Origin of the sequence: Streptomyces sp. NRRL F-5650, assembly GCF_000721365.1 — a bacterium.
Taxonomy (GTDB): Bacteria; Actinomycetota; Actinomycetes; order Streptomycetales; family Streptomycetaceae; genus Streptomyces; species Streptomyces ardesiacus.
This window is the reverse complement of sequence record NZ_JOGV01000021.1, coordinates 1-18,798: the sequence shown is the minus strand read 5'-3', so window position 1 is coordinate 18,798 and position 18,798 is coordinate 1. Positions and strand designations below refer to the sequence as shown.

Annotated in this window: 17 protein-coding genes; 7 read left to right on the top strand and 10 right to left on the bottom strand. The window is 73.6% G+C overall.

Going from position 1 to position 18,798, the window contains the following annotated elements; genetic code table 11:
* Window positions 1-4: 4 nt before the first annotated feature.
* Together IG88_RS0119765 and IG88_RS0119760 are read left to right on the top strand one after the other, a co-directional pair.
* Complete coding sequence (locus IG88_RS0119765; protein WP_078861544.1) at window positions 5-1,060, top strand: ABC transporter ATP-binding protein; 1,056 nt, start codon at window positions 5-7, stop codon at window positions 1,058-1,060.
* A gap of 33 nt (window positions 1,061-1,093) precedes the next feature.
* Window positions 1,094-1,987, top strand: a complete 894-nt coding sequence (locus IG88_RS0119760; protein WP_031042718.1) for a DUF1707 SHOCT-like domain-containing protein — start codon at window positions 1,094-1,096, stop codon at window positions 1,985-1,987.
* A 66-nt stretch (window positions 1,988-2,053) separates the two neighbouring features.
* Here IG88_RS0119760 and IG88_RS0119755 read toward each other — a convergent pair whose 3' ends face one another.
* Complete coding sequence (locus tag IG88_RS0119755; protein WP_031042715.1) at window positions 2,054-3,418, bottom strand: SGNH/GDSL hydrolase family protein; 1,365 nt, start codon at window positions 3,416-3,418, stop codon at window positions 2,054-2,056.
* 199 nt (window positions 3,419-3,617) lie between these two features.
* Here IG88_RS0119755 and IG88_RS0119750 point away from each other — a divergent pair, with 199 nt between their 5' ends.
* The 3 genes from IG88_RS0119750 to IG88_RS0119740 are packed head-to-tail and all read left to right on the top strand — an operon-like array spanning window position 3,618 to window position 6,949.
* Window positions 3,618-5,012, top strand: a complete 1,395-nt coding sequence (locus tag IG88_RS0119750; RefSeq protein ID WP_078861548.1) for a DUF445 domain-containing protein — start codon at window positions 3,618-3,620, stop codon at window positions 5,010-5,012.
* Window positions 5,013-5,040: 28 nt separating this feature from the next.
* Window positions 5,041-6,546: an MFS transporter gene (locus IG88_RS0119745; protein ID WP_031042707.1), complete on the top strand. Its 1,506-nt coding sequence runs from the start codon at window positions 5,041-5,043 to the stop codon at window positions 6,544-6,546.
* A gap of 43 nt (window positions 6,547-6,589) precedes the next feature.
* Window positions 6,590-6,949 (top strand): VOC family protein, encoded by a 360-nt coding sequence (locus tag IG88_RS0119740; RefSeq protein ID WP_031042704.1) that lies wholly within the window; start codon window positions 6,590-6,592, stop codon window positions 6,947-6,949.
* Window positions 6,950-7,426: 477 nt separating this feature from the next.
* Here IG88_RS0119740 and IG88_RS0119735 read toward each other — a convergent pair whose 3' ends face one another.
* Window positions 7,427-7,729 (bottom strand): hypothetical protein, encoded by a 303-nt coding sequence (locus IG88_RS0119735; RefSeq protein WP_031042702.1) that lies wholly within the window; start codon window positions 7,727-7,729, stop codon window positions 7,427-7,429.
* A 143-nt stretch (window positions 7,730-7,872) separates the two neighbouring features.
* Here IG88_RS0119735 and IG88_RS0119730 point away from each other — a divergent pair, with 143 nt between their 5' ends.
* Complete coding sequence (locus IG88_RS0119730; protein ID WP_031042699.1) at window positions 7,873-8,757, top strand: alpha/beta fold hydrolase; 885 nt, start codon at window positions 7,873-7,875, stop codon at window positions 8,755-8,757.
* A gap of 110 nt (window positions 8,758-8,867) precedes the next feature.
* On the top strand, window positions 8,868-9,338 hold the full coding sequence (locus IG88_RS0119725) for a carboxymuconolactone decarboxylase family protein (RefSeq protein ID WP_031042696.1): 471 nt from the start codon (window positions 8,868-8,870) through the stop codon (window positions 9,336-9,338).
* Between the two features lie 53 nt (window positions 9,339-9,391).
* On the opposite strand, the gene IG88_RS0119720 is transcribed toward IG88_RS0119725, so the two are convergent.
* The 8 genes from IG88_RS0119720 to IG88_RS0119685 all read right to left on the bottom strand — a co-directional run bounded on the left by IG88_RS0119720 (window position 9,392) and on the right by IG88_RS0119685 (window position 18,635).
* Window positions 9,392-10,618 (bottom strand): cytochrome P450 family protein, encoded by a 1,227-nt coding sequence (locus IG88_RS0119720; RefSeq protein WP_031042694.1) that lies wholly within the window; start codon window positions 10,616-10,618, stop codon window positions 9,392-9,394.
* Between the two features lie 11 nt (window positions 10,619-10,629).
* Window positions 10,630-11,862, bottom strand: a complete 1,233-nt coding sequence (locus IG88_RS0119715) for a cytochrome P450 (RefSeq protein ID WP_031042691.1) — start codon at window positions 11,860-11,862, stop codon at window positions 10,630-10,632.
* Entirely contained in the window at window positions 11,859-12,524 is a 666-nt protein-coding gene (locus IG88_RS0119710; RefSeq protein WP_420712090.1) for a GTP-binding protein, read from the bottom strand. Before IG88_RS0119710 ends, IG88_RS0119715 begins: the two co-directional genes overlap by 4 nt.
* Window positions 12,502-12,855, bottom strand: coding sequence for a DUF742 domain-containing protein (locus IG88_RS0119705; protein ID WP_031042684.1), 354 nt, complete (start codon window positions 12,853-12,855; stop codon window positions 12,502-12,504). Before IG88_RS0119705 ends, IG88_RS0119710 begins: the two co-directional genes overlap by 23 nt.
* A complete protein-coding gene (locus IG88_RS0119700) occupies window positions 12,852-13,292 on the bottom strand; it encodes a roadblock/LC7 domain-containing protein (protein WP_031042680.1) in 441 nt (146 codons plus the stop codon). Before IG88_RS0119700 ends, IG88_RS0119705 begins: the two co-directional genes overlap by 4 nt.
* A 2-nt stretch (window positions 13,293-13,294) precedes the next feature.
* Complete coding sequence (locus IG88_RS0119695; RefSeq protein ID WP_031042677.1) at window positions 13,295-14,890, bottom strand: ATP-binding protein; 1,596 nt, start codon at window positions 14,888-14,890, stop codon at window positions 13,295-13,297.
* A 493-nt stretch (window positions 14,891-15,383) separates the two neighbouring features.
* Window positions 15,384-16,709 carry a hypothetical protein gene (locus tag IG88_RS43780; RefSeq protein ID WP_051851975.1) on the bottom strand — a complete coding sequence of 442 codons (1,326 nt, stop codon included), beginning with the start codon at window positions 16,707-16,709 and terminating at the stop codon, window positions 15,384-15,386.
* Between the two features lie 1,362 nt (window positions 16,710-18,071).
* A complete protein-coding gene (locus tag IG88_RS0119685) occupies window positions 18,072-18,635 on the bottom strand; it encodes a GNAT family N-acetyltransferase (protein WP_031042674.1) in 564 nt (187 codons plus the stop codon).
* Between the last annotated feature and the right edge of the window lie 163 nt (window positions 18,636-18,798).

Below are 18,798 nucleotides of genomic sequence, written 5' to 3'. Positions count from 1 at the left end.
GGAGATGGCGGAGAGGGCGGAGATGGCGGAGACGGCACGGAAGCGGACGCGGGCGACGCGGGCGACGCGTCCGGAGCCGGTGACCGGGGCGGATGCCTCGGCCTTCATCGAGCTGGAGGGCGTGGAGAAGGTCTTCGACGTGCGCAGGAAGACGGGCTTCCTGAAGCGGGAGCGGCGGCAGGTGCGTGCCGTGGACGGGCTGTCGTTCACGGTGTCGCGCGGTGAGATGGTCGGCTACATCGGCCCGAACGGCGCCGGGAAGTCGACGACGATCAAGATGCTGACCGGCATCCTGACGCCGAGCGGCGGCCGGCTGCGGGTGGCCGGCATCGACCCGTCCCGGGAGCGGACGCGGCTGGCGCACCGCATGGGGGTGGTCTTCGGGCAGCGCACGACGCTGTGGTGGGACCTGCCGCTGATCGACTCCTACCGGCTGATGCACCGCATGTACCGCATCCCCGACGCCCGTTACCGCGAGAACCTGGACCGCTGCGTCGAACTCCTCCAGCTCCAGGACCTGTTGGACGTTCCGGTGCGGCAGCTCTCCCTGGGGCAGCGGATGCGCGGCGACATCGCGGCGGCGCTGCTGCACGACCCGGAGGTGGTCTACCTGGACGAGCCGACGATCGGGCTCGACGTCGTCTCCAAGACCAAGGTGCGGGGATTCCTGCGGGACTTGAACGCCGAGCGCGGCACGACGGTGCTGCTGACCACGCACGACCTCCAGGACATCGAGCAGCTCTGCTCACGCGTCATGGTCATCGACCACGGCCGGCTGATGTACGACGGTCCGCCGGCGGGCCTGCACGAGGTGGGGGAGAGCGAACGCATGCTGGTGGTGGACCTGGCACGGGAGTTGCCGCCGGTCGAGGTGCCGGAGCCCGCGCGGGTGGTGCGGGTGGAGGGGCCGCGGCAGTGGCTGGCGTTCCCGGCGTCCGCGTCGGCGGCCGGGCTGGTGGCGGACGTCGCGGCGCGGTATCCGCTGGTGGACCTGTCGGTGCGGGAGCCGGACATCGAGTCGGTGATCGCGAAGATGTACGCGGAACGCGCGGGCGCGTAGTGCCGGGGGCGGTGACCTCGTAGGCTGCTGTACATGACCGACGACGCCCCGGAACTCCGCGCATCCGACGCCGACCGTGAACGAGTCGCCGAGGTCCTGCGCGACGCCCTTGCCGAGGGACGCCTGGACATGACCGAGTTCGAGGAGCGGCTGGACGCCACGTACAAGGCGCGTACGTACGGGGAGCTGGCGCCGATCACCCGCGACCTGCCGGTCGGCGGGGCGCCCGCGGCGCCGGTGGCGCCCCGGGTGTCGATGACCAAGGAGCCCGCGTCCGGCGGCGGCTGGGCGGGGCGGATCACCGGCGCGGAGCCCTCGTCGACCTGGGCGGTCGCCGTGATGTCCGGCTTCCAGCGCAAGGGGCGCTGGACGGTGCCGAGGCGGTTCACCTCGTTCGCGTTCTGGGGCGGCGGGGAGATCGACCTGCGCGAGGCGGACTTCTCGGCCGGCGAGGTCGTGCTCAACTGCGTCGCGATCATGGGCGGGATGCAGGTGATCGTGCCGCCGGGCGTCGAGGTGATCGTGCGCGGCATCGGCGTCATGGGCGGCTTCGACCACCGCGAGGAGGGCGTCCCCGGCGACCCGGGCGCCCCGCGCGTCGTCGTGACGGGCTTCGCCTTCTGGGGCGGTGTCGGTGTGGAGCGCAAGGTGACGCGGGCGGAGCGGCAGCGGCTGAAGGAGGAGCGCCGGCAGGAGAAGCTGGAGCGCCGCCAGGAGCGGGAGCGCGAGCGCCTGGAAGGCCGTGACCGGGACGGCCGCCGCGGGCTGCCGGGCGGCCACCTCGGGATGCCGGCCGACCACCGGGATGCCCACCGCAGGATGCTGGAGGACCACCGGGACATGGTTCGCGAGCTGCGCGAGGATCGCCACGAGCAGCGCGAGCTGCGCCGGGAGGAACGCGAGCGCCGCCGCCGGGGCGAGGACTGACGGCCGGGACCCCGGCACACGGGCCCCGGCACACCGGCCCCGGCCCGGTCCTCCCGGCCGTACGGTCTACGCCGCGACCGGTACCGCTCCCTTGAGGGCGTCCAGGTCGAGGGTCCGGCCCATGCGGGCGTACCCGTTGTCGTTGGGGTGCAGGTGGTCTCCGGTGTCGTAGTCGGCGCGCAGGCGCCGGGGGTCGTAGGGGTCGCGCAGGGCCTTGTCGAAGTCGACGACCGCGTCGAAGAGGCGGCCGGAGCGGATCTCCTCGTTGATCTCCTGCCGCATGGTCTCGCGGGCCTTGGTGTAGCCGCTGTGGCCGCCGAACGGCGTGATCGTCCCGCCGACGACCCGCAGGCCCCGGGCGTGGGCCCGGTCGACGAGGGTGCGCAGGCCGGTGAGGATGCCGTCGCGGTCGGCGAGTTGCGGGCTGTGCAGGATGTCGTTGACGCCGAGCAGGACGACGACGGCCTTGACGTTGGTGCGTTGCAGCACGTCGCGTTGGAAGCGGCTCAGTCCGCTCGGGTTGTCGGCCGGCCGTCCCGGCCTGCTCGTCAGGATCCGGTTGCCGCTGATGCCCTCGTTCACGACGCTGTAGCGGGGCGTGTCACGGCCGTCGCCCGCGGCCCGGTGCAGCCGCTCGGCGAGGACGTCGGTCCAGCGGTGGTTGGCGTCGGCGTCGGCGCCGAGTCCGTCGGTGATCGAGTCGCCGAAGGCCACGACCGTGCCGTCGGCCTCGTGGCTGAGCACGTCCAGCGCGGTCAGGTAGCGCCAGTACGGCGTGGGCGTGGTGTACGCGAGGGCGGTGACGTCCGCCGTGCGGTCGCCCTGGGCGAGGTAGCTGGTCTGCCGGGCCATCGGGTGGTAGGTCACCGGCCCGGAGGCGACGGGGGAGTAGGTGGTGACCAGGACGTCCGCCCCGTAGGGGACGGCGATGCGGGCGACGTCGCTCATCACCTGGCCGCCCGCCGGGATGATCACCCGGGCGTTGCCGCGGAAGGTCAGCGCGCGCATGGTGTCGGCGACCGCGGCGGCCGTGCCGGGTCCCGCGGCCAGGGCTATGGAGGCGTGGGTGATGGTCAGCGGCGACTGGCCGTACAGGTTGGACAGGGTGACGCGGGCGCCGGTGCCGCCGACCGAGGTGTGCACGACGTTGCGCACGGAGCGGCCCGCCATGCCGGTCGTCTCGGTGCCCGGCTCGGCCGCGGCCGGTGCGGTGGCCCAGGCGCCCACCCAGGCGCCCGTGGAGGCGGGGGCGGCGTCCCCCTGCGGGAGACGGCCTCCGGCCTGCACTGCGTGGGCCCTGGTGCCGTCGTCCGCGGACACTCCGGCGTATATGGCCGCGGAGATCGCCACTATCAGGGTGACGATCGCCGCGAGCAGGGCACGGTGCTTGGTGGGAGGCGCCCCCGCACCTCCGTCACGACCCCGGGTCATGCTGTTCTGTTCTCCTCGGGCGAGGGGAGCCCCGAGGCTCCGGTCCGATGAACCCATGATGCGGCATGGGCGGAGGAAGGGCCGCGGGAGCCCCGGGCGTTCCCCCTCCCGGGACAGACGCCGGGAACTTGTGTTCCGTTCCGAGAGTCGGTCAGGAAGGGACACTGTGTGAGGGACGTATCAGCGAACGGTGGAGCGGATGGAACGCACGAAGGCGGAACTTCCCGGAGGCCCGGGAGGTCCGGGAGGTCCGGGGGGTTCCGGGCGCGCGGGGGAGCGCACGGGGGCGGGCGGCGGTGGTACGGGCCCGGGGGCGGTGCGTGACCGGGCGATGACCTCCTTCAGCCCGGCCGACGAGGAGAAGCGCCGCGGCGTGCGCCGGATGAAGCTCACCGCGACCGGGCTGCTGCTCTTCGTCGCCGTGGTCTACGTCCTGTCCGAGTGGGCCTCCCACCACGGCGCGGGCGCCTGGGCGGGCTACGTGTCGGCCGCCGCGGAGGCCGGCATGGTCGGTGCGCTCGCCGACTGGTTCGCCGTCACCGCCCTCTTCCGCCACCCCCTCGGCATCCCCGTCCCACACACCGCGATCATCCCGAAGAAGAAGGACCAGCTCGGCGTCTCGCTGGGCGAGTTCGTCGGGGAGAACTTCCTGTCCGAGGACGTCGTGCGCCACCGGCTGCGCGCCGTCGGCATCGGCAGCCGCCTCGGCTCCTGGCTCGCCGTGCCCGAGCACGCCGACCGGGTGACGGCCGAGCTGTCCGCCGCCCTGCGCGGCGCCCTCACCGTGCTGCGCGACTCCGACGTCCAGGCGGTGGTCGGCGAGGCCATCACGCGCCGGGCCGACGCCCAGGAGATCGCGCCCGGCATCGGCAAGATGCTGGACCGGGTCGTCTCCGACGGCGGCCACAAGCGCGCCGTCGACCTGATCGTCTCCCGCGCCCACGACTGGCTGATCCTGCACGGCGACTCCGTGATGGACGCCGTCCAGGGCGGGGCCCCCGGCTGGACGCCCCGGTTCGTCGACCGGAAGATCGGCGACCGGGTCTACAAGGAGCTGCTGCGCTTCGTCACCGAGATGCGCGACATGCCCGCCCACCCCGCCCGCGGCGCCCTGGACCGTTTCCTGACCGACTTCGCCGCCGACCTCCAGTCCGACACGGAGACCCGCGCGCGCGTGGAGCGGCTGAAGACCGAGGTGCTGGGCCGCGGCGAGGTCCAGGACCTGATCGCGTCCGCCTGGACGGCCGTACGGTCCATGATCGTTTCGGCCGCGGAGGACGAGCGCAGCGAACTGCGGCTCCGGGTCCGCGCCTCCCTGCTGTCCCTGGGCTCCCGGATGGCCTCCGACCCCAAGGTGCAGGGCAAGGTCGACCGGTGGGTGGAGAGCGCCGCGGTGTACGTCGTCACCACGTACCGCAAGGAGATCACCTCCCTGATCACCGACACGGTGGCGAGCTGGGACGCCGAGCACACCACGAAGAAGATCGAGGCGAACATCGGCCGCGACCTGCAGTTCATCCGCATCAACGGCACGGTGGTCGGCTCCCTGGCCGGGCTGCTGATCTACACGGTCTCCCGGATTCTCGGGGCGTAGTCCCGTCCGGCGGGGGCACTCCCCCGCCATGACAGGAGACTCGTCGGCCCCGGTGCCCGCCGCGACCGGGACGGTCACCACCGCCGTCCCCGCCCGCCTGGACCGGCTGCCCTGGTCGCGCTGGCACTGGATGATCGTCATCGGCCTGGGCACCGTCTGGATCCTGGACGGCCTGGAAGTCACGATCGTCGGCAACGTCGCCGGGCGCATCGCCGAGAGCGGCAGCGGCCTGGACATCAGCTCGGCCCAGATCACCGGCCTGGCCGCCGCGCTCTACGTGGCGGGTGCCTGCTCGGGAGCGCTGTTCTTCGGCTGGCTGACCGACCGGCACGGCCGCAAGAAGCTGTTCATGATCACGCTGGTGGTCTATCTGGCGGCGACCGCGCTGACCGCGGTGTCCTTCGAGTCCTGGTGGTTCTTCCTCTTCCGCTTCCTGACCGGCTTCGGCATCGGCGGCGAGTACGCGGCGATCAACTCCGCGATCGACGAGCTGATCCCGTCCCACTACCGGGGCCGGGTCGACCTCATCATCAACGGCAGCTACTGGCTCGGCGCGATCGGCGGCGCCCTGCTGTCCATCGTGATGCTGGACACCGACATCTTCGCCAAGGACGTCGGCTGGCGGCTCAGCTTCGCGCTCGGCGTCGTCCTGGGCCTGGTGGTGCTGCTGGTGCGGCGGCACGTGCCGGAGAGCCCACGCTGGCAGTTCATCCACGGCCAGGGCGAGCAGGCCGACCGGCTCGTCGCCTCCGTGGAACGGCGGATCGAGCGGGAGAAGGGCGAGAAGCTGCCGCCGCCGGCCGGTGAGATCACCATCCACCAGCGCAAGTCCATCGGCTTCGGCCTGATCGCCAGGACCGTCTTCGGCCGCTACCCGCGCCGCGCGATCCTCGGCCTGTCCCTCTTCATCGGCCAGGCCTTCCTGTACAACGCCATCACCTTCGGCTTCGGCACCATCCTCATCACGTTCTTCGATGTGCCGACCGGCAGCACCGGCTACTACTTCGCCGTCATCGCCGCGGGCAACTTCTGCGGCCCGCTGCTGCTGGGCCACCTCTTCGACACGGTCGGCCGCCGGATCATGATCTCCGGCACCTACCTGCTCTCCGGCCTGCTGCTCTTCGGCACGGCCTGGCTCTTCGACCGGGGTTCGCTCACGGCGACGACGATGACGGCCTGCTGGTGCGTGGTGCTGTTCTTCGCCTCGGCGGGCGCGTCCAGCGCGTACCTGACCGTCTCCGAGATCTTCCCGATGGAGACCCGGGCCATGGCCATCGCCTTCTTCTACGCCCTCGGCACCGCCGCGGGCGGCATCAGCGGCCCGCTGCTCTTCGCCGACCTCACGGAGTCCGGCGTGGTCGGCGACACGGTCCTCGCCTTCCAGATCGGCGCCGGCCTGATGTGCGCGGCCGGTCTGGTGGCGGCGTTCCTCGCGGTGAACGCGGAACGCCGCTCGCTGGAGGACATCGCGGAGCCGCTGTCGGCGGCGCCGGAATCCTCCGGAACGACCGGCTCCGGCACGCGCACCGCGTAGCGTCGGCAACCGTCGACCCGGCACAGACGTCGAGGAGTCCCCGATGAGCATCCGCAGGATCGTCCCCAACATCCACGTCGAGGCCGAGGACCAGTGGACCACGAGCCGTGAGTTCTACGGCCTGCTCGGTTTCGAGGAGGTCATGGACATGGGCTGGGTGACGACCCTGGCCTCCCCGTCCAACCCCACCGCCCAGATCAGCCTGTTCACCGAGGAGCGCACGGCGCCCGTCGTCCCCGACCTGAGCGTCGAGGTCGAGGACGTCGACGCCGTCTACGAGCAGGTGGCGGCGTCGGGCGCCGAGATCGTACGGGAGCCGCGGGACGAGGAGTGGGGCGTACGGCGCTTCTTCGTCCGGGCCCCGGACGGCCGCGTGATCAACGTCCTGACCCACCTGCCCTGACCGGAAGCCGTACCGCCTCCCGGGGCGGCTCCGGCGCCGCCCGCCCGGAGCGCCCGCCGGGCCGCTCACCCGGGCCAACGGTCGGGCCGCCTGCCCGGGCTGCCTGTCAGCACCGCCCACTCGTACCGCGCAGCCGCGCCGCCGGTCCGGGCCCGGGCCCACTTGCCCGGGCTGCTCGCCTGAGCCGCCGGTCTGGTGGGTGCCTGCGTGGGGTGTCTGGCGGGGCACCTCCGTGTCGGCTGTCCGGGTGGTTGGTTCAGGCCGCTTGTCCGGGTTGTTCGTCCGGGTAGCGGTGCGGCTGGTCCGGGTCGCTCACCCGAGCTGCCGTTCGCCCGGGCGGCTCGCTCGGACCCCGCGTCCCCGGGCAGCTCGCCTGGACCTCGCGCCCCGGGTGGCTGGCCCAGACCATGCGTCCCCGGGGGGCCTGCCCGGCGCGCGTCCCCGCGGCTCGCTCGGGACGCGTGTCCGGGGCGGCGGTCAGGCGTGGCGGTCGGCTACTGCCCAGGAGGCCAGGGCCACGGCGCCGGCGACGCCGAAGACGGCGGGCCAGGCGCCGACCTTCTTGGCCAGCGGGTGCGAGCCCGCGAACCCGGCGACGTACGCCGCCGTGAGCGCGCCCGCGGCCTTCCCGCCCGCCCGCGCCCGCCACTGCTGCGCGGCGGCGGCCCCGGCGACGGCGAGCACGGCCCCGCCGAGCTGCCGCTTCTTCGTCCAGCGGGCCACGCCGTAGCCGCCGACGAGACCGCCCGCGGCGACCACCGCGCTGGGAACCTTCGCCATGTCTGCCTCCTGCACCGAACCGACTTGTCGCGTTCGAGGCTAATCCCCGCCCCCTTTCGGCCGAACACCGAGCCCTGATCGCGACGCGCGCGGGTACGTGCCCGTTGAGGGGGAGGAGACGAGCCCCGGAGGAAGAAGAACCGATGACCGCGCAGCCACCCCGCACCTACGACCCGCCCCGCCCCCGGACGGTCACCGTGGACGGTGCCCGCGTCGCCTGCTGGGAGTCGGGACCGCCCGGCGCCGAGCCCGTCCTGCTCCTGCACGGCTACCCCGCCGACCACCGTAGCTGGCGCCACCAGGTCCCGCCCCTGTCCGCCCGGCACCGGGTCGTCACCCCCGACCTCCTCGGCTGGGGCGCCTCCGACCGCCCCCTGCACCTGTCTTTCGACTACGGCACGGAGGTCGCCCGGCTCGGCCGGCTCCTCGACGCCCTGGAGCTGGACTCGGTGAACCTGGCCGGCCACGACTACGGCGGCTTCCTCGCCCTCGGCCTCGCCCAGCGGCACCCCGCACGGGTACGCAGGCTCGCGATCCTCAACAGCCGCGCCCAGGCCACCTTCACCCGCCGCTGGTACGCCGTCTTCAGCCTCCTCGGCGTCCTCTGCCGCACCCCGGCCCTGCACCGCCCGGCGCTGCGCCTGCCCTACGCCGCCCTGCACCGCCGCGCCCTGGCCCCGCTCGTGCGCGCCGGACACCTGGAGCCCCGCGTCCTGGACGGCTACGTCCACTGGATGACCACCCCCGAGGGACGGCGCTGGCTGCTCCACTACTTCGCCGACTACCGCACCGCGCCCCGCCCCGAGCTGCGCCGCGGCCTGCGTGACATCGCCTGCCCGACGGCCGTCGTCTGGGGCCGCGCGGACCCGTACCTCAGCCCCGCGATCGCCACCGAGCTGGCCGACACCGTGCCCGGCGCCGACCTGACGCTGCTGGACGGCGCGGGCCACTGGGTGATGGACGAACGCCCGGACACCGTGACGGCGGCACTCGTCCGACTGCTGGAACGGCCTAGCCCGATCGGGTGAGACGCAGGTCACAAACGGGTCGGCCCGCGGCCTGTCACATCGCGGCGCCGGCATCCGTCGTAGCTGTGTACGACCAAGAAACCGGCAAAGCCACGACGGAGGAATCCACCATGGAAGCGCGTCTCGACATGTTCGCCAGCCCGCTCGCGGGCAAGGTCCTGCGCCACATCAACTCCGCGGGCAAGGCCGTGGGCGACTCGACGCTCCCGGCCGCGACCCAGGAGCTGGTCAAGATCCGCGCCAGCCAGATCAACGGCTGCGGCTTCTGCCTCGACATGCACACCAAGGACGCCGCGAAGGCGGGGGAGACCTCGCTGCGCCTCAACCTGATCGCTGCCTGGCGGGAGGCCAAGGTCTTCACCGACGCGGAGCGCGCCGCCCTCGAACTGACCGAGCAGGGCACCCGCCTCGCCGACGGCGGCGGCGTCAGCGACGAGGTCTGGGCGAACGCGGCCCGGCACTACGACGAGGAGCAGCTCACCGCACTGGTCGGGCTGATCGCCGTCATCAACACCTACAACCGCCTGAACGTCATCACCCAGCAGCCCGCCGGCGACTACGAGCCGGGGATGTTCGGCTGAAGCCGCCGGCTCCGGCCGGACACCCCCCGCGCCCGGTCCCGCCCGCCCGCCGCTCAGCCGGCGTGCAGCAGGACCGGGAGCCGCTGGTGGCCGTTGCTGATCAGGGAGGGCACCGGCGGCAGCTCCTCGGCCGGATCGGCGAGCCGGATGTCCGGGAAGCGGCCGAAGAGGCTCTCCAGCACGAGGGTCACCTCCATGCGGGCCAGCGGCGCGCCCAGGCAGAAGTGGACGCCGTGGCCGAAGGCGAGGTGCTCCTTGACGGTGCGGGTCGCGTCGAAGGTGTCGGCGTCCTCGTGCCAGTCCGGGTGCCGGTTGGCGGCGGCGTACGAGGCGAGGACGGCCTCACCGCGGGCGATGGTCTGCCCGTCGGGCAGGGCGATGTCGGTGACCGCGAACCGCAGCGGCAGGTGCTTGACCGCCGGTTCGTGGCGCAGCGTCTCCTCCACCACGTCGCCCCAGGTGACCTTGCCGTCGCGGACCAGCGCGAGCTGGTCGGGGCGGGTCAGCAGGGTGTGCACGGCCTGGTCGATGACGTTGACGGTGGTCTCGTAGCCGGCGCTGATCATCAGCAGCAGGGTGTCGCGCAGCTCCTCCGGCGAGAGGCGGTCGCCGTCGCCCTCGTCGTCCCGCGCGGCGATGAGCAGGGACGTCATGTCGTCGCCCGGCGTGGCGCGCTTGGCGGCGATGAGCTGGTCCAGGACCTCGTACAGCCGCGCGGTGTTGGCCTGGGCCTCGGCCTGGTCCAGGGTGGTGTCGAAGACGCCGTCCACGAGGGCGCGGAAACCCTCCCGGCGGTCCTCCGGCACGCCCATCAGGTGTCCGATCACCGCGATGGGCAGCGGGTAGGCCAACTCCTGGCGCAGATCGACCGGTTCACCCGCGGGAAGGGCCGCGAGCCGGTCGACGAGGCCGGTCACCATGTTCTCCACGGCGGGCCGCATCGCGGATATTCGGCGCGCGCTGAAGGCGGGTGCCACCAGCCGGCGCAGCTTGCGGTGGTTGGGGCCGTACGCGGTGAACATGTTCTCCACCGCCACCCACAGCGCCAGCGGCCAGGTGCCGACGACCTCGCCGTAGGCCGGCCAGTGCGCCCGGGCGTCCTTGGACACGTCGGGGCTGGTGAGCAACTGCTTGAGGAGGGCCGGGTCGCTGACCGACCAGGCCTCGACGCCGAGGACGTCCACCCGGGTGGCCGGGCCGCGCTCGCGCAGGGCGCGGTGCTCGGCGTGGTGACCGGCGCCGGTGGGGTCGAGGACGAGGGCGGGCTGCTGGGTCGCCATGACCTGGCTCCTTAGTGTGCGGCGGGCTGTACGGCGGGGAAGGTGACGGGCAGGGATTCGAGGGCGCGGTGGAACGGGCCGGGCCGCCAGGTCAGTTCGGCGGCCGGGCGGGCCAGGTCCGTCTCCGGCAGCGCGTCCAGGAGGTGGGTGACCGCGGTCTCGGCGATCAGGTAGGCGTGCGAGCGTGCGGGGCAGGTGTGCGGTCCGGCGCTCCACGCCAGGTGCGCACGGTTGCCGCCGAGCCGCCCCGCGGGCACGCCCTCGGTGAGAGCCGGGTCGTTGTTCGCGGCCGCCATCGAGATCACCACCGGCTGGTCGGCCGGCAGCAGCACCCCCTCCACGTCGATGGGGTACGGCGGGTAGGAGATGCAGTAGTTGGCCATCGGCGGGTCGGTGTAGAGGACGGCGTCGAGGGCGTCGCGCACCGTGGAGAGCCCGGCGTGCAGATCGGCGGAGAACTCCTCGTCGGTGAGGATCTTCAGGATCGTGTTGCTGATCAGGTTGGTCAGCGGCTCGATCCCGGCGCCGTAGAGCGTGACGAGCTGGTGGCTCATCTCCTCGTCGCTCAGTTCGGCCGGGTGCAGGGCCAGCCGGGAGGTGATGTCGTCGCCGGGGTGGGCCCGGCGCAGGGCCACCAGGTCGGACACGGCGCGGGCCAGGATCACGTTGCCCTGGTCGGCGTCGGTGGTGTCGAAGATCTTCGCCATGCCGTCGGCGATGCGCTGCCCGATCTCGTCCGGGCAGCCCAGCAGCGCGCTGAGGACGCTGAAGGCGATCGGGAACGAGTACTGGGTGAGCAGGTCCGCCGTACCGGCCGCGCGAAACCCGTCGATGGCGCCGTCGGCGACCTTCTCGACGAGGGCGCGCAGCCCGTGCTGGTCGACCCGGTCGATGGCGTGGGTGTTGGCCGCCCGGTAGCGGGCGTGCTCGGCGCCGCCCGAACGCAGCGCGTTGGGCCGCCACTCCATCATCGGCCGCACCGGGCAGGTCGCCGGGATCAGCTTCTCCCAGGCCCGCGGGTCGGCCGGGAAGTGCAGCGGGTCGTTGAGGATGCGGCGGGCCTGGTAGTAGCCGATCACCAGGGTCGCGGGGACGCCGGGCGCCAGGTCCACCGGGACGAGCGGGCCGTGGGTGCGGCGCATGCTCCGGTAGGCGGCGTGCGGGTCGGCGGCGAACTCCGGCGCGTACAGGGCGATCCGGCCCGGGGGACTCGTCGGCGCGGGCTCGGCGGGGGGCGGCGTCATCGGCGGGACTCCAGGAGGGCGGCTGAACGGTGCTCGGTGAGGTACTCGGTGAGCGTGATCAGGGCGTGCAGGGAGGAGGTGCGGTCGCGGGCGTCGCAGTGCGTCAGGGGCGTCTGCGGCTCCAGGGCCAGCGCCTCGCGCAGCTCCGCCTCGGGGTAACTCGGCGCGTCCGGGAAGGTGTTGATGGCGACGGCGTACGGGATCCCGGCGCTGTCGAGCAGGCCGAGGGCGTCGTGGGAGGCGTCCAGGTCGCGGGTGTCGGCCAGGACGAGACAGCCGAGGGCGCCCTCCGCCAGGTCCTCCCACAGCGGCTGGAACCGGGACTGGCCCGGCAGCCCGAACAGGTACAGGGCGATCCGGCCGCCGGCCATGTGGATGCGCCCGAAGTCCATCGCCACGGTGGTCGTCGTCTTGTGCGGGGTGCCGCGCAGGTCGTCCACACCGGCGCTGGCCTGCGTGATCGGCTCCTCCATCCGCAGCGGCCGCACCTCCGAGACGCTGCCGATCAGTGTCGTCTTGCCGACGCCGAAACCGCCCGCGACCACGATCTTCGCGGACCGGGTCACCGTGGCGGGGACGTAGGTGACGGACGGGTCGGCACGGTCGGCGCCCTCGGCCCCGGCGGACCCGTCGGTCCGGTCAGACCATGGAGCGAAGTCCACGGAGTACCTCCTGCAGCAGGTCGAAGTCGGGCTGGTCGTCGATCGCGGCGACCGGGCTGGCGAGGTGGCCGGAGTCCATCAGCGAGGAGACGAGGATGCGCACCGTCGAGGGCGGCAGCTCCAGCGCGGCGGCGATGTCGGCGACGGCCAGGCCGCCGTCCGCGCCGGCGAACAGCCGCATCACCCGCCGGGCGTCCGGGCCGAGGGCGTCCGTGGGGCCGGTCGCGGCGATGACCACGCTCTCCAGGCGCACGTCCTCGCGCGCACGGATCCGGCCCCCGGTACGGACGTAGGGCCGGACCATGTCGGGGTCGCGCCGCGGCCCGCTCATACCGGTGAGCCGCCGTCCGCGGCCGACACCCGCGCCTGGACGGGCACGCGTTCCTCGGTGGCCAGTTCGTGCCCCACGCGGGTGGCCAGCCGCACCATGTGGTGCGAGATCAGGCCGACGTCGGCGTCGGGGCCGGTCGTGCACACCGACAGCATGGTGTTCTTCGCGGCGGTGGTCGTCAGCCCGATGCAGCCGACCGACTCGATCAGGAGCTGCCGCATCCCGCCGCCGCCGGTGAACTCGTCCCAGGCCTTGCCCGCCGCGCGCAGCGCCGCCGTCAACGCGGCGAACTTCTCCCCGTCGTCCTGGCCGATCGTCTCGGTACGGGCCTTCAGCAGACCGTCGCTGCTCATCAGCACGGCGTACCGGACGCCCTCGACGCTGCCGAGTTCCTGGTCCAGCAGCCAGCCCAGGCTGTTGGTGTGTGTGTCTTGCACGATCAGTGTCCTTCGTCGTCAGCGCCGTCGTGGGGGGTGGGGTGGGCGGCGGGGGTGTGGATGGCGTCGGCGGAGGCTTGCGGGGGCTGCTCCCCCTCCCGGCCCCGTCGGGTACCGGCCGCCCAGGCGGCGGCGACGGCGGGACGGCCCGGCTCGGTGTCGTCCGGGGCGGCGGGGCGGCGCACGGGAGCGGGCGCGGTGGAGCGCCGGCGGACGGTGAGACCGCTGGCGGTGGTGGTGGCCGAGGGGGCGGCGGGCGCGGCCGGCCCGGCGGCCGGTGCGGACCCGGAGGCCGGTGCGGCCGCGGCGGGGGCCGCGGCCGGCCCGGGGGCGGTGGCGGGCACGGGAGAGGGCGTCGCGGGAGGCGTGGCCGCCGTCCCGCCCGGGGCCTGCGCCGTGGTCCGGTCCGCCGCCGGGTCCGCCTGCGGGGCGTCGGCCGGGGCGGTCTTCGGCGGCAGCGCCCGGGTCACGGCCTGCGGCGCGGGCTGGGCCGCCGACGGATCGACGATCAGGTTCTTCGGCAGGACGACCATGGCCCGGGTCCCCTGATAGATGTTGGGCGCGGTCAGCTCGACGCGGAAGCCGTAGTTCTCCGCCAGCAGCGACGCCACGCGCAGCCCGGTCTGGGGGTGGGCGCCCAGGCGGGTGATGTCGTCGCGCTGCTCGCCCGACATCACGTCGCTGGCCCACAGCAGCCGCTCGTCGTCCATGCGCAGCCCCGCGTCGTCCACGATCAGGAAGCAGGCGTGGTGCCCCTGCTCCAGCGAGACGTGGACACTGGCGGCGGGCGGCGAGTAGCGCAGCGCGTTGTCCAGCAGTACGGCGAGCGCGTGCACGACCGCCTCCACGGCGCGGCCCTCGACCACCACGGACCCCATCTCGGGGTGCTTGATCCGCTCGTAGCCCTCGATCCGGCCCATGGCCGCCCGCACGATGTCGGTCAACGTGGTGGCGGGCCAGCGCCGGGACAGCTTGTCCCCGGCCAGTACGGCGTACCCGGACGCCGTGAGCAGCATCTGCTGCGCGAGGTGGTCGATCTCCACGAGCGTCGCGTACGCCTCGTCCGAGATGTGCCGCCGTACGCCCTGGCTGACGGCCCGGCCCAGTTTCGCCGAGCGCGCCACGACGTTGTTGGCGAAGCCGCGCACCGCGGCCCGGGCCACGCCGACCGCCTCGTTCCGTACCTGCGCGACCTGCCGCTCGGCGTCCTGCCGCACCTGCTCGGCGGCCCGGTCCACGGCCTGCTGGGCGGCCGTCCGCTCCTGCGCCCGTACGTCCCCGACCACCGCGGCCACCGCGCCGGGCACCGCGCGCAGCCGCTCGGCGAGCGGTGTTCCGTCGAGCTGCGCCGGTACGGGCAGCCCGCCGTCGGGACCCGCACCGCCCGGCCCGCCCTTGGCCACCGCCGGGATCACGGTGGACGCCAGGTGCCCCACGCACTGCTCGGCGGCGACGAGTTGCAGGGTGAGCCGGTCGGCGTGCTCGCGCAGTTGCTCGGCCCGGCGCCGGGCCTGCTCGCCCTTGCGCCGGAAGTACCACGCGGCCCCGACTCCGGCCACCGCCAGCACGGCGGTGACGGTCACAATCAGTTCAGTCATCAGGTCCTCACGGATCGGAAGCCGTCGGTGTGGGCGAGGGTGGCCGAGGCGGGACGGCGCGCGGGGGCGGGGCGCCGGCCGGCCCGACGACGACCGGGCTCAACGGGCGGGAGCGGACCGGCGTCTGTTCCGGGCACCACGGGCCGCGGAGTCGGCAGCGACGCGGGGGGCGGCGAAGGCGCACGACATGGAACTCCCAGGAACACGCGAGGGCCGGTACGAGCAGGGGGCGCCGACCGCGCGGACTCGCAGCGGCAGGGGACCGGAAAGGCGCCCCGACCACCACGAACTCCCGTATCCGCGCACGGCGTTCGACGTACAGGAGGGGACACTACCGCTTGTGCTCACCCCTCGTGGCAGCCTCGTGACTACGAGGCGGAACCGTCGGGTGTTTGAGGCGAAAAATGCCCGGATGGCGGCCGGACGCCTTTGGCTGGAAAAGACGTTGGACGCGGGAGCGGGGTCCTGCTAAAAGGACCCCGCTCCGTCACGATCAGGAGCCGAGCTGGTCCGTGATCTCCTTGATCCAGTCGGCCTTCTTGTCCGGGTCCGTGAAGCTTGCCCGCCACTGGGCCGGACTCTGCCCGTGGTCGTCGGGACCGGCCTTGAGCAACACCAGGAGGTCCTCGGCGGAGCGGCGCAGCTCGGGCTGGGTGTCGGGACGCGAGAGCATGGCGTAGAGCTTGTGCGCCGCCAACTGGCGCTTGTACCTCGACACCTTCTTCCAGACCTTCATGGCGTGCTTCAGCGATTCCCAGGTGGGCTTCGCCTCCGGCACCTCCTCGCCGTGCGGTGTGTAGCGCTCGGGGTGGTGGGCCTCGTTGAAGCGCCCGATGCCCGACCGGACACCCTTGTAGCCGGCGGTGGCGAGGACGAGACCCGCCCCCACCGCGGCGACGATCCACCCGGCCGGGTTGGACGCGAGGGCCCCGGTGGCGACGATGGCCACGGTCGCGATGCCGCCCGCGCCCTTCAGCCCCTCGCCCAGGCCGCCCGTCCCCTCCTTGAATATCTTGGAGGCCTGCTTCTTCTTCGCGAGTTTCTTGGTCGCGTCCACGGTCCTCGCGTCGTCCAGGGCCTGGAGGTAGGGAAGTTTGACCTGGACCTCGCGCTCCACCGCCGCCTCGTAGGCCCGCACGGCGGCGTGGAACGCATCCTGCAGACCCTCCCGCGGGCTCCCCTGCGCCAACTCCCTCTCCAACGCGGCGACCTGGTCGTACGCGGCGATGGCGCGTTGCTCCTCGGCGTCCGCCGGAGCCTTCAGGCCGGTCAGCAGCCCGGCGTGGGCGGTCTCGGCGTCCGGGAGCTTCTTCAGTTGCCGGCGCTTGTGGATCGCCATGCCGGCCTTGCGGAAGGCGCGCATGCTCTTGGCCACACCGGCGACCCCGCTGAGCACACCGCTCGCCTCGGCGGAGGCCGCGGTGCTCGCCACTCCCTCGACCTTGACGGCCTCCTTGGCGACGGCACCGGCGTTGGCCCCCGTACTGACGACGCTCGCCGCCGCGTCGGCCGCCTTGACCTTGGCCTTCCTGCGCGCGTTGTGGAACCCGGCCCCCGCCCTCTTCTGCAGGGACGTCCTCAGGTTCCGCAGCGAGTCCGCGACGCTGGCCCCGAGGGCGAGGAGCTCCACGCCGGTGCTCAGCGACGCGCCGGAGACCCCCACGGCGGCGGCGTCGTGCTTCAGGACGGAGGCCGACGACGCGCCGGCGGCCTCCGCCGCGGTGGCGCCCGGCTTCGCGGCGGAGGCCGCCTGCTCCGTGGCCTCCTGGCCGAGACCCGCGGCGGTGGGCGCCTGGACGCCCTTGCCCAGGGCGTCCACGGGATCGAAGGTCCGCTTCCCCAGGTCCGCGTTCTCGGCGATCTCCTTCAGCCGGTCGCTCTTCTTCCCCGTGGGGGCCTTCTCGGTGCGGCGGGTCTCCTCTCCGCCGGTGCCTTCGGGCGCGGTGACCCGCGCCGTGTCCCGTGCGGTGTCCAGCTCCGTCTGGAAGCCGGGGCGGAGGTCCAGGCCCTGGGCGCCGGACTCGGAGCCGCGCCGGATGAGGGCGGCGGGGTTGGGCCGGGTGTCGGTGTCGGAGCCGCGCCGGGTGCGTCCCGACGGGGCGAAGCGGGCCGAGAGCGCGGCCGCACGGCGTGCCGCTGCTTCATCCGCGGCGGCACGTTCGGCGGCGCGGCGTGCCTGCTCCCGGGCGGTGTCGAGTTCGGCCTGGAGGTCGGGGTCGACGCCCAGGCCCCGGGCGCCGGACTCCGATCCCCGCCGGGCGGGGGCGGTGGGGTCGGGTCGGGTGTCGGTGTGCGGGCTTGTTCGACGGCGGTGTCGAGTTCGGCCTGGAGGTCGGGGTCGACGTCGAGGCCCTGGGTGCCGGACTCGGAGCCGCGCCGGGTGTGCGGGCTTGTTCGACGGCGGTGTCGAGTTCGGCCTGGAGGTCGGGGTCGACGTCGAGGCCCTGGGTGCCGGACTCGGAGCCGCGCCGGGTGAGGGCGGCGGGGTTGGGCCGGGTGTCGGTGTCGGAGCCGCGCCGGGTACGGCCCGACGGGGGGAAGCGGGCCGCTGCGGTGCTCTCGGCGGCGGTGACGGGCTCCGGGGCGCCGGTCGTCCCGGTGCCCGTGACGGACTCCGAAGTGCCGCCTGCGGACCGGACGTCGGCGACCGGGGCGGGCCGGGTGCCGGCACCCGTGCCGAGCGCGCCGAGCCCGGCCGGCGTGCCGGGGGCCGACCCGCGTCGCGTGAGGCCGGCCGGGGCGCGTCGGGTCGCGGGGACCGAGCTGGACCGGGCGGTGCCGGTACCGGGGGGCCGCTCCTGGGTCCGGCCCCGGGCGCGTTGCACGCTGGCGGTCGCCGCCTGGTTGCCGGCACTGGCCTGGAGCCCGAGCAGGGCCCGTTCCGCAGAGGTCCCGGATCCGGACGAACTCCCGCTCCGCCCTTCCTCGCGACGCTGCCTGGCCGCCGCCAGGGTGGCCGCGGAAGGCCGTTCGGAGGAGCCGTGGACAGGGGCGCTCATGGACATACCTCTCCTGCTGCCGGACCGGGCGAGGCGAAGGTAGCCAGGCACGGCGAACAGCAGGGGTGTGCCGGGGAAACACTTCCCGCACGCGTGCGGAACGCGCTACGTCCCGCTTCCCCGGCCCGGCGCGCAGGGGGCCGTGCCGCCCGCCGGCGCCGCCCCGCCGCCGGAACGCGGACTCAGCGCGCCGTGCCCGAGGGCACCCACTCCCGCCTGAGCAGCCCGTACACCCACGAGTCGGACACGTCGCCGTTCACGACGCAGTCCTCCCGCAGCGTCCCCTCCCGCACGAACCCGGCCTTCTCCAGAACCCGGGCGGACGCCGGATTGCGCGTGTCCACCTCGGCCTGGACCCGGTTCAGGTCCAGCGTGTCGAACGCCCACCCCAGCAGGGCGTGCGCGGCCTCCGTCCCGTAGCCGTGGCCCCACATCGGCTCGTCGAGGCAGTAACCCAGCGTCGCGCTGCGGTGGACGGGGTTCCACTCGAACAGACCGCACCAGCCGACGAACGCCCCGTCGGACACCCGGTCGATGGCCACCCGGGCCCCGGTTCCCTCGTCCTCCATCCTCCGGCAGGTGGCGAGGAACCGCTCGGCGCGGGACTGCTCCGTCCAGGGCGGGGAGTCCCAGTAGCGCATCACGGAGGTGTTGCCGTGCAGGGCGAAGAGCGGACCCGCGTCGGCGTCGGTGAAGGGCCGCAGCCGCAGCCGGTCGGTCCGCAGTACAGGAGTGGCCAGCGTCATGCGCCCCATCCTGCGCCCGGACGGGCGGGCGCGACACCGGATTTCCGGGGGAAGAGGCCAACGGAGGGCCATTCAGAGGTACTTGGAGATGTGGCGGTACGCCGCCCCCACCAACCCTCCAATCCCCAGCCCTCAATCCCCAGCCCCCAGCCCACCCCCCCCC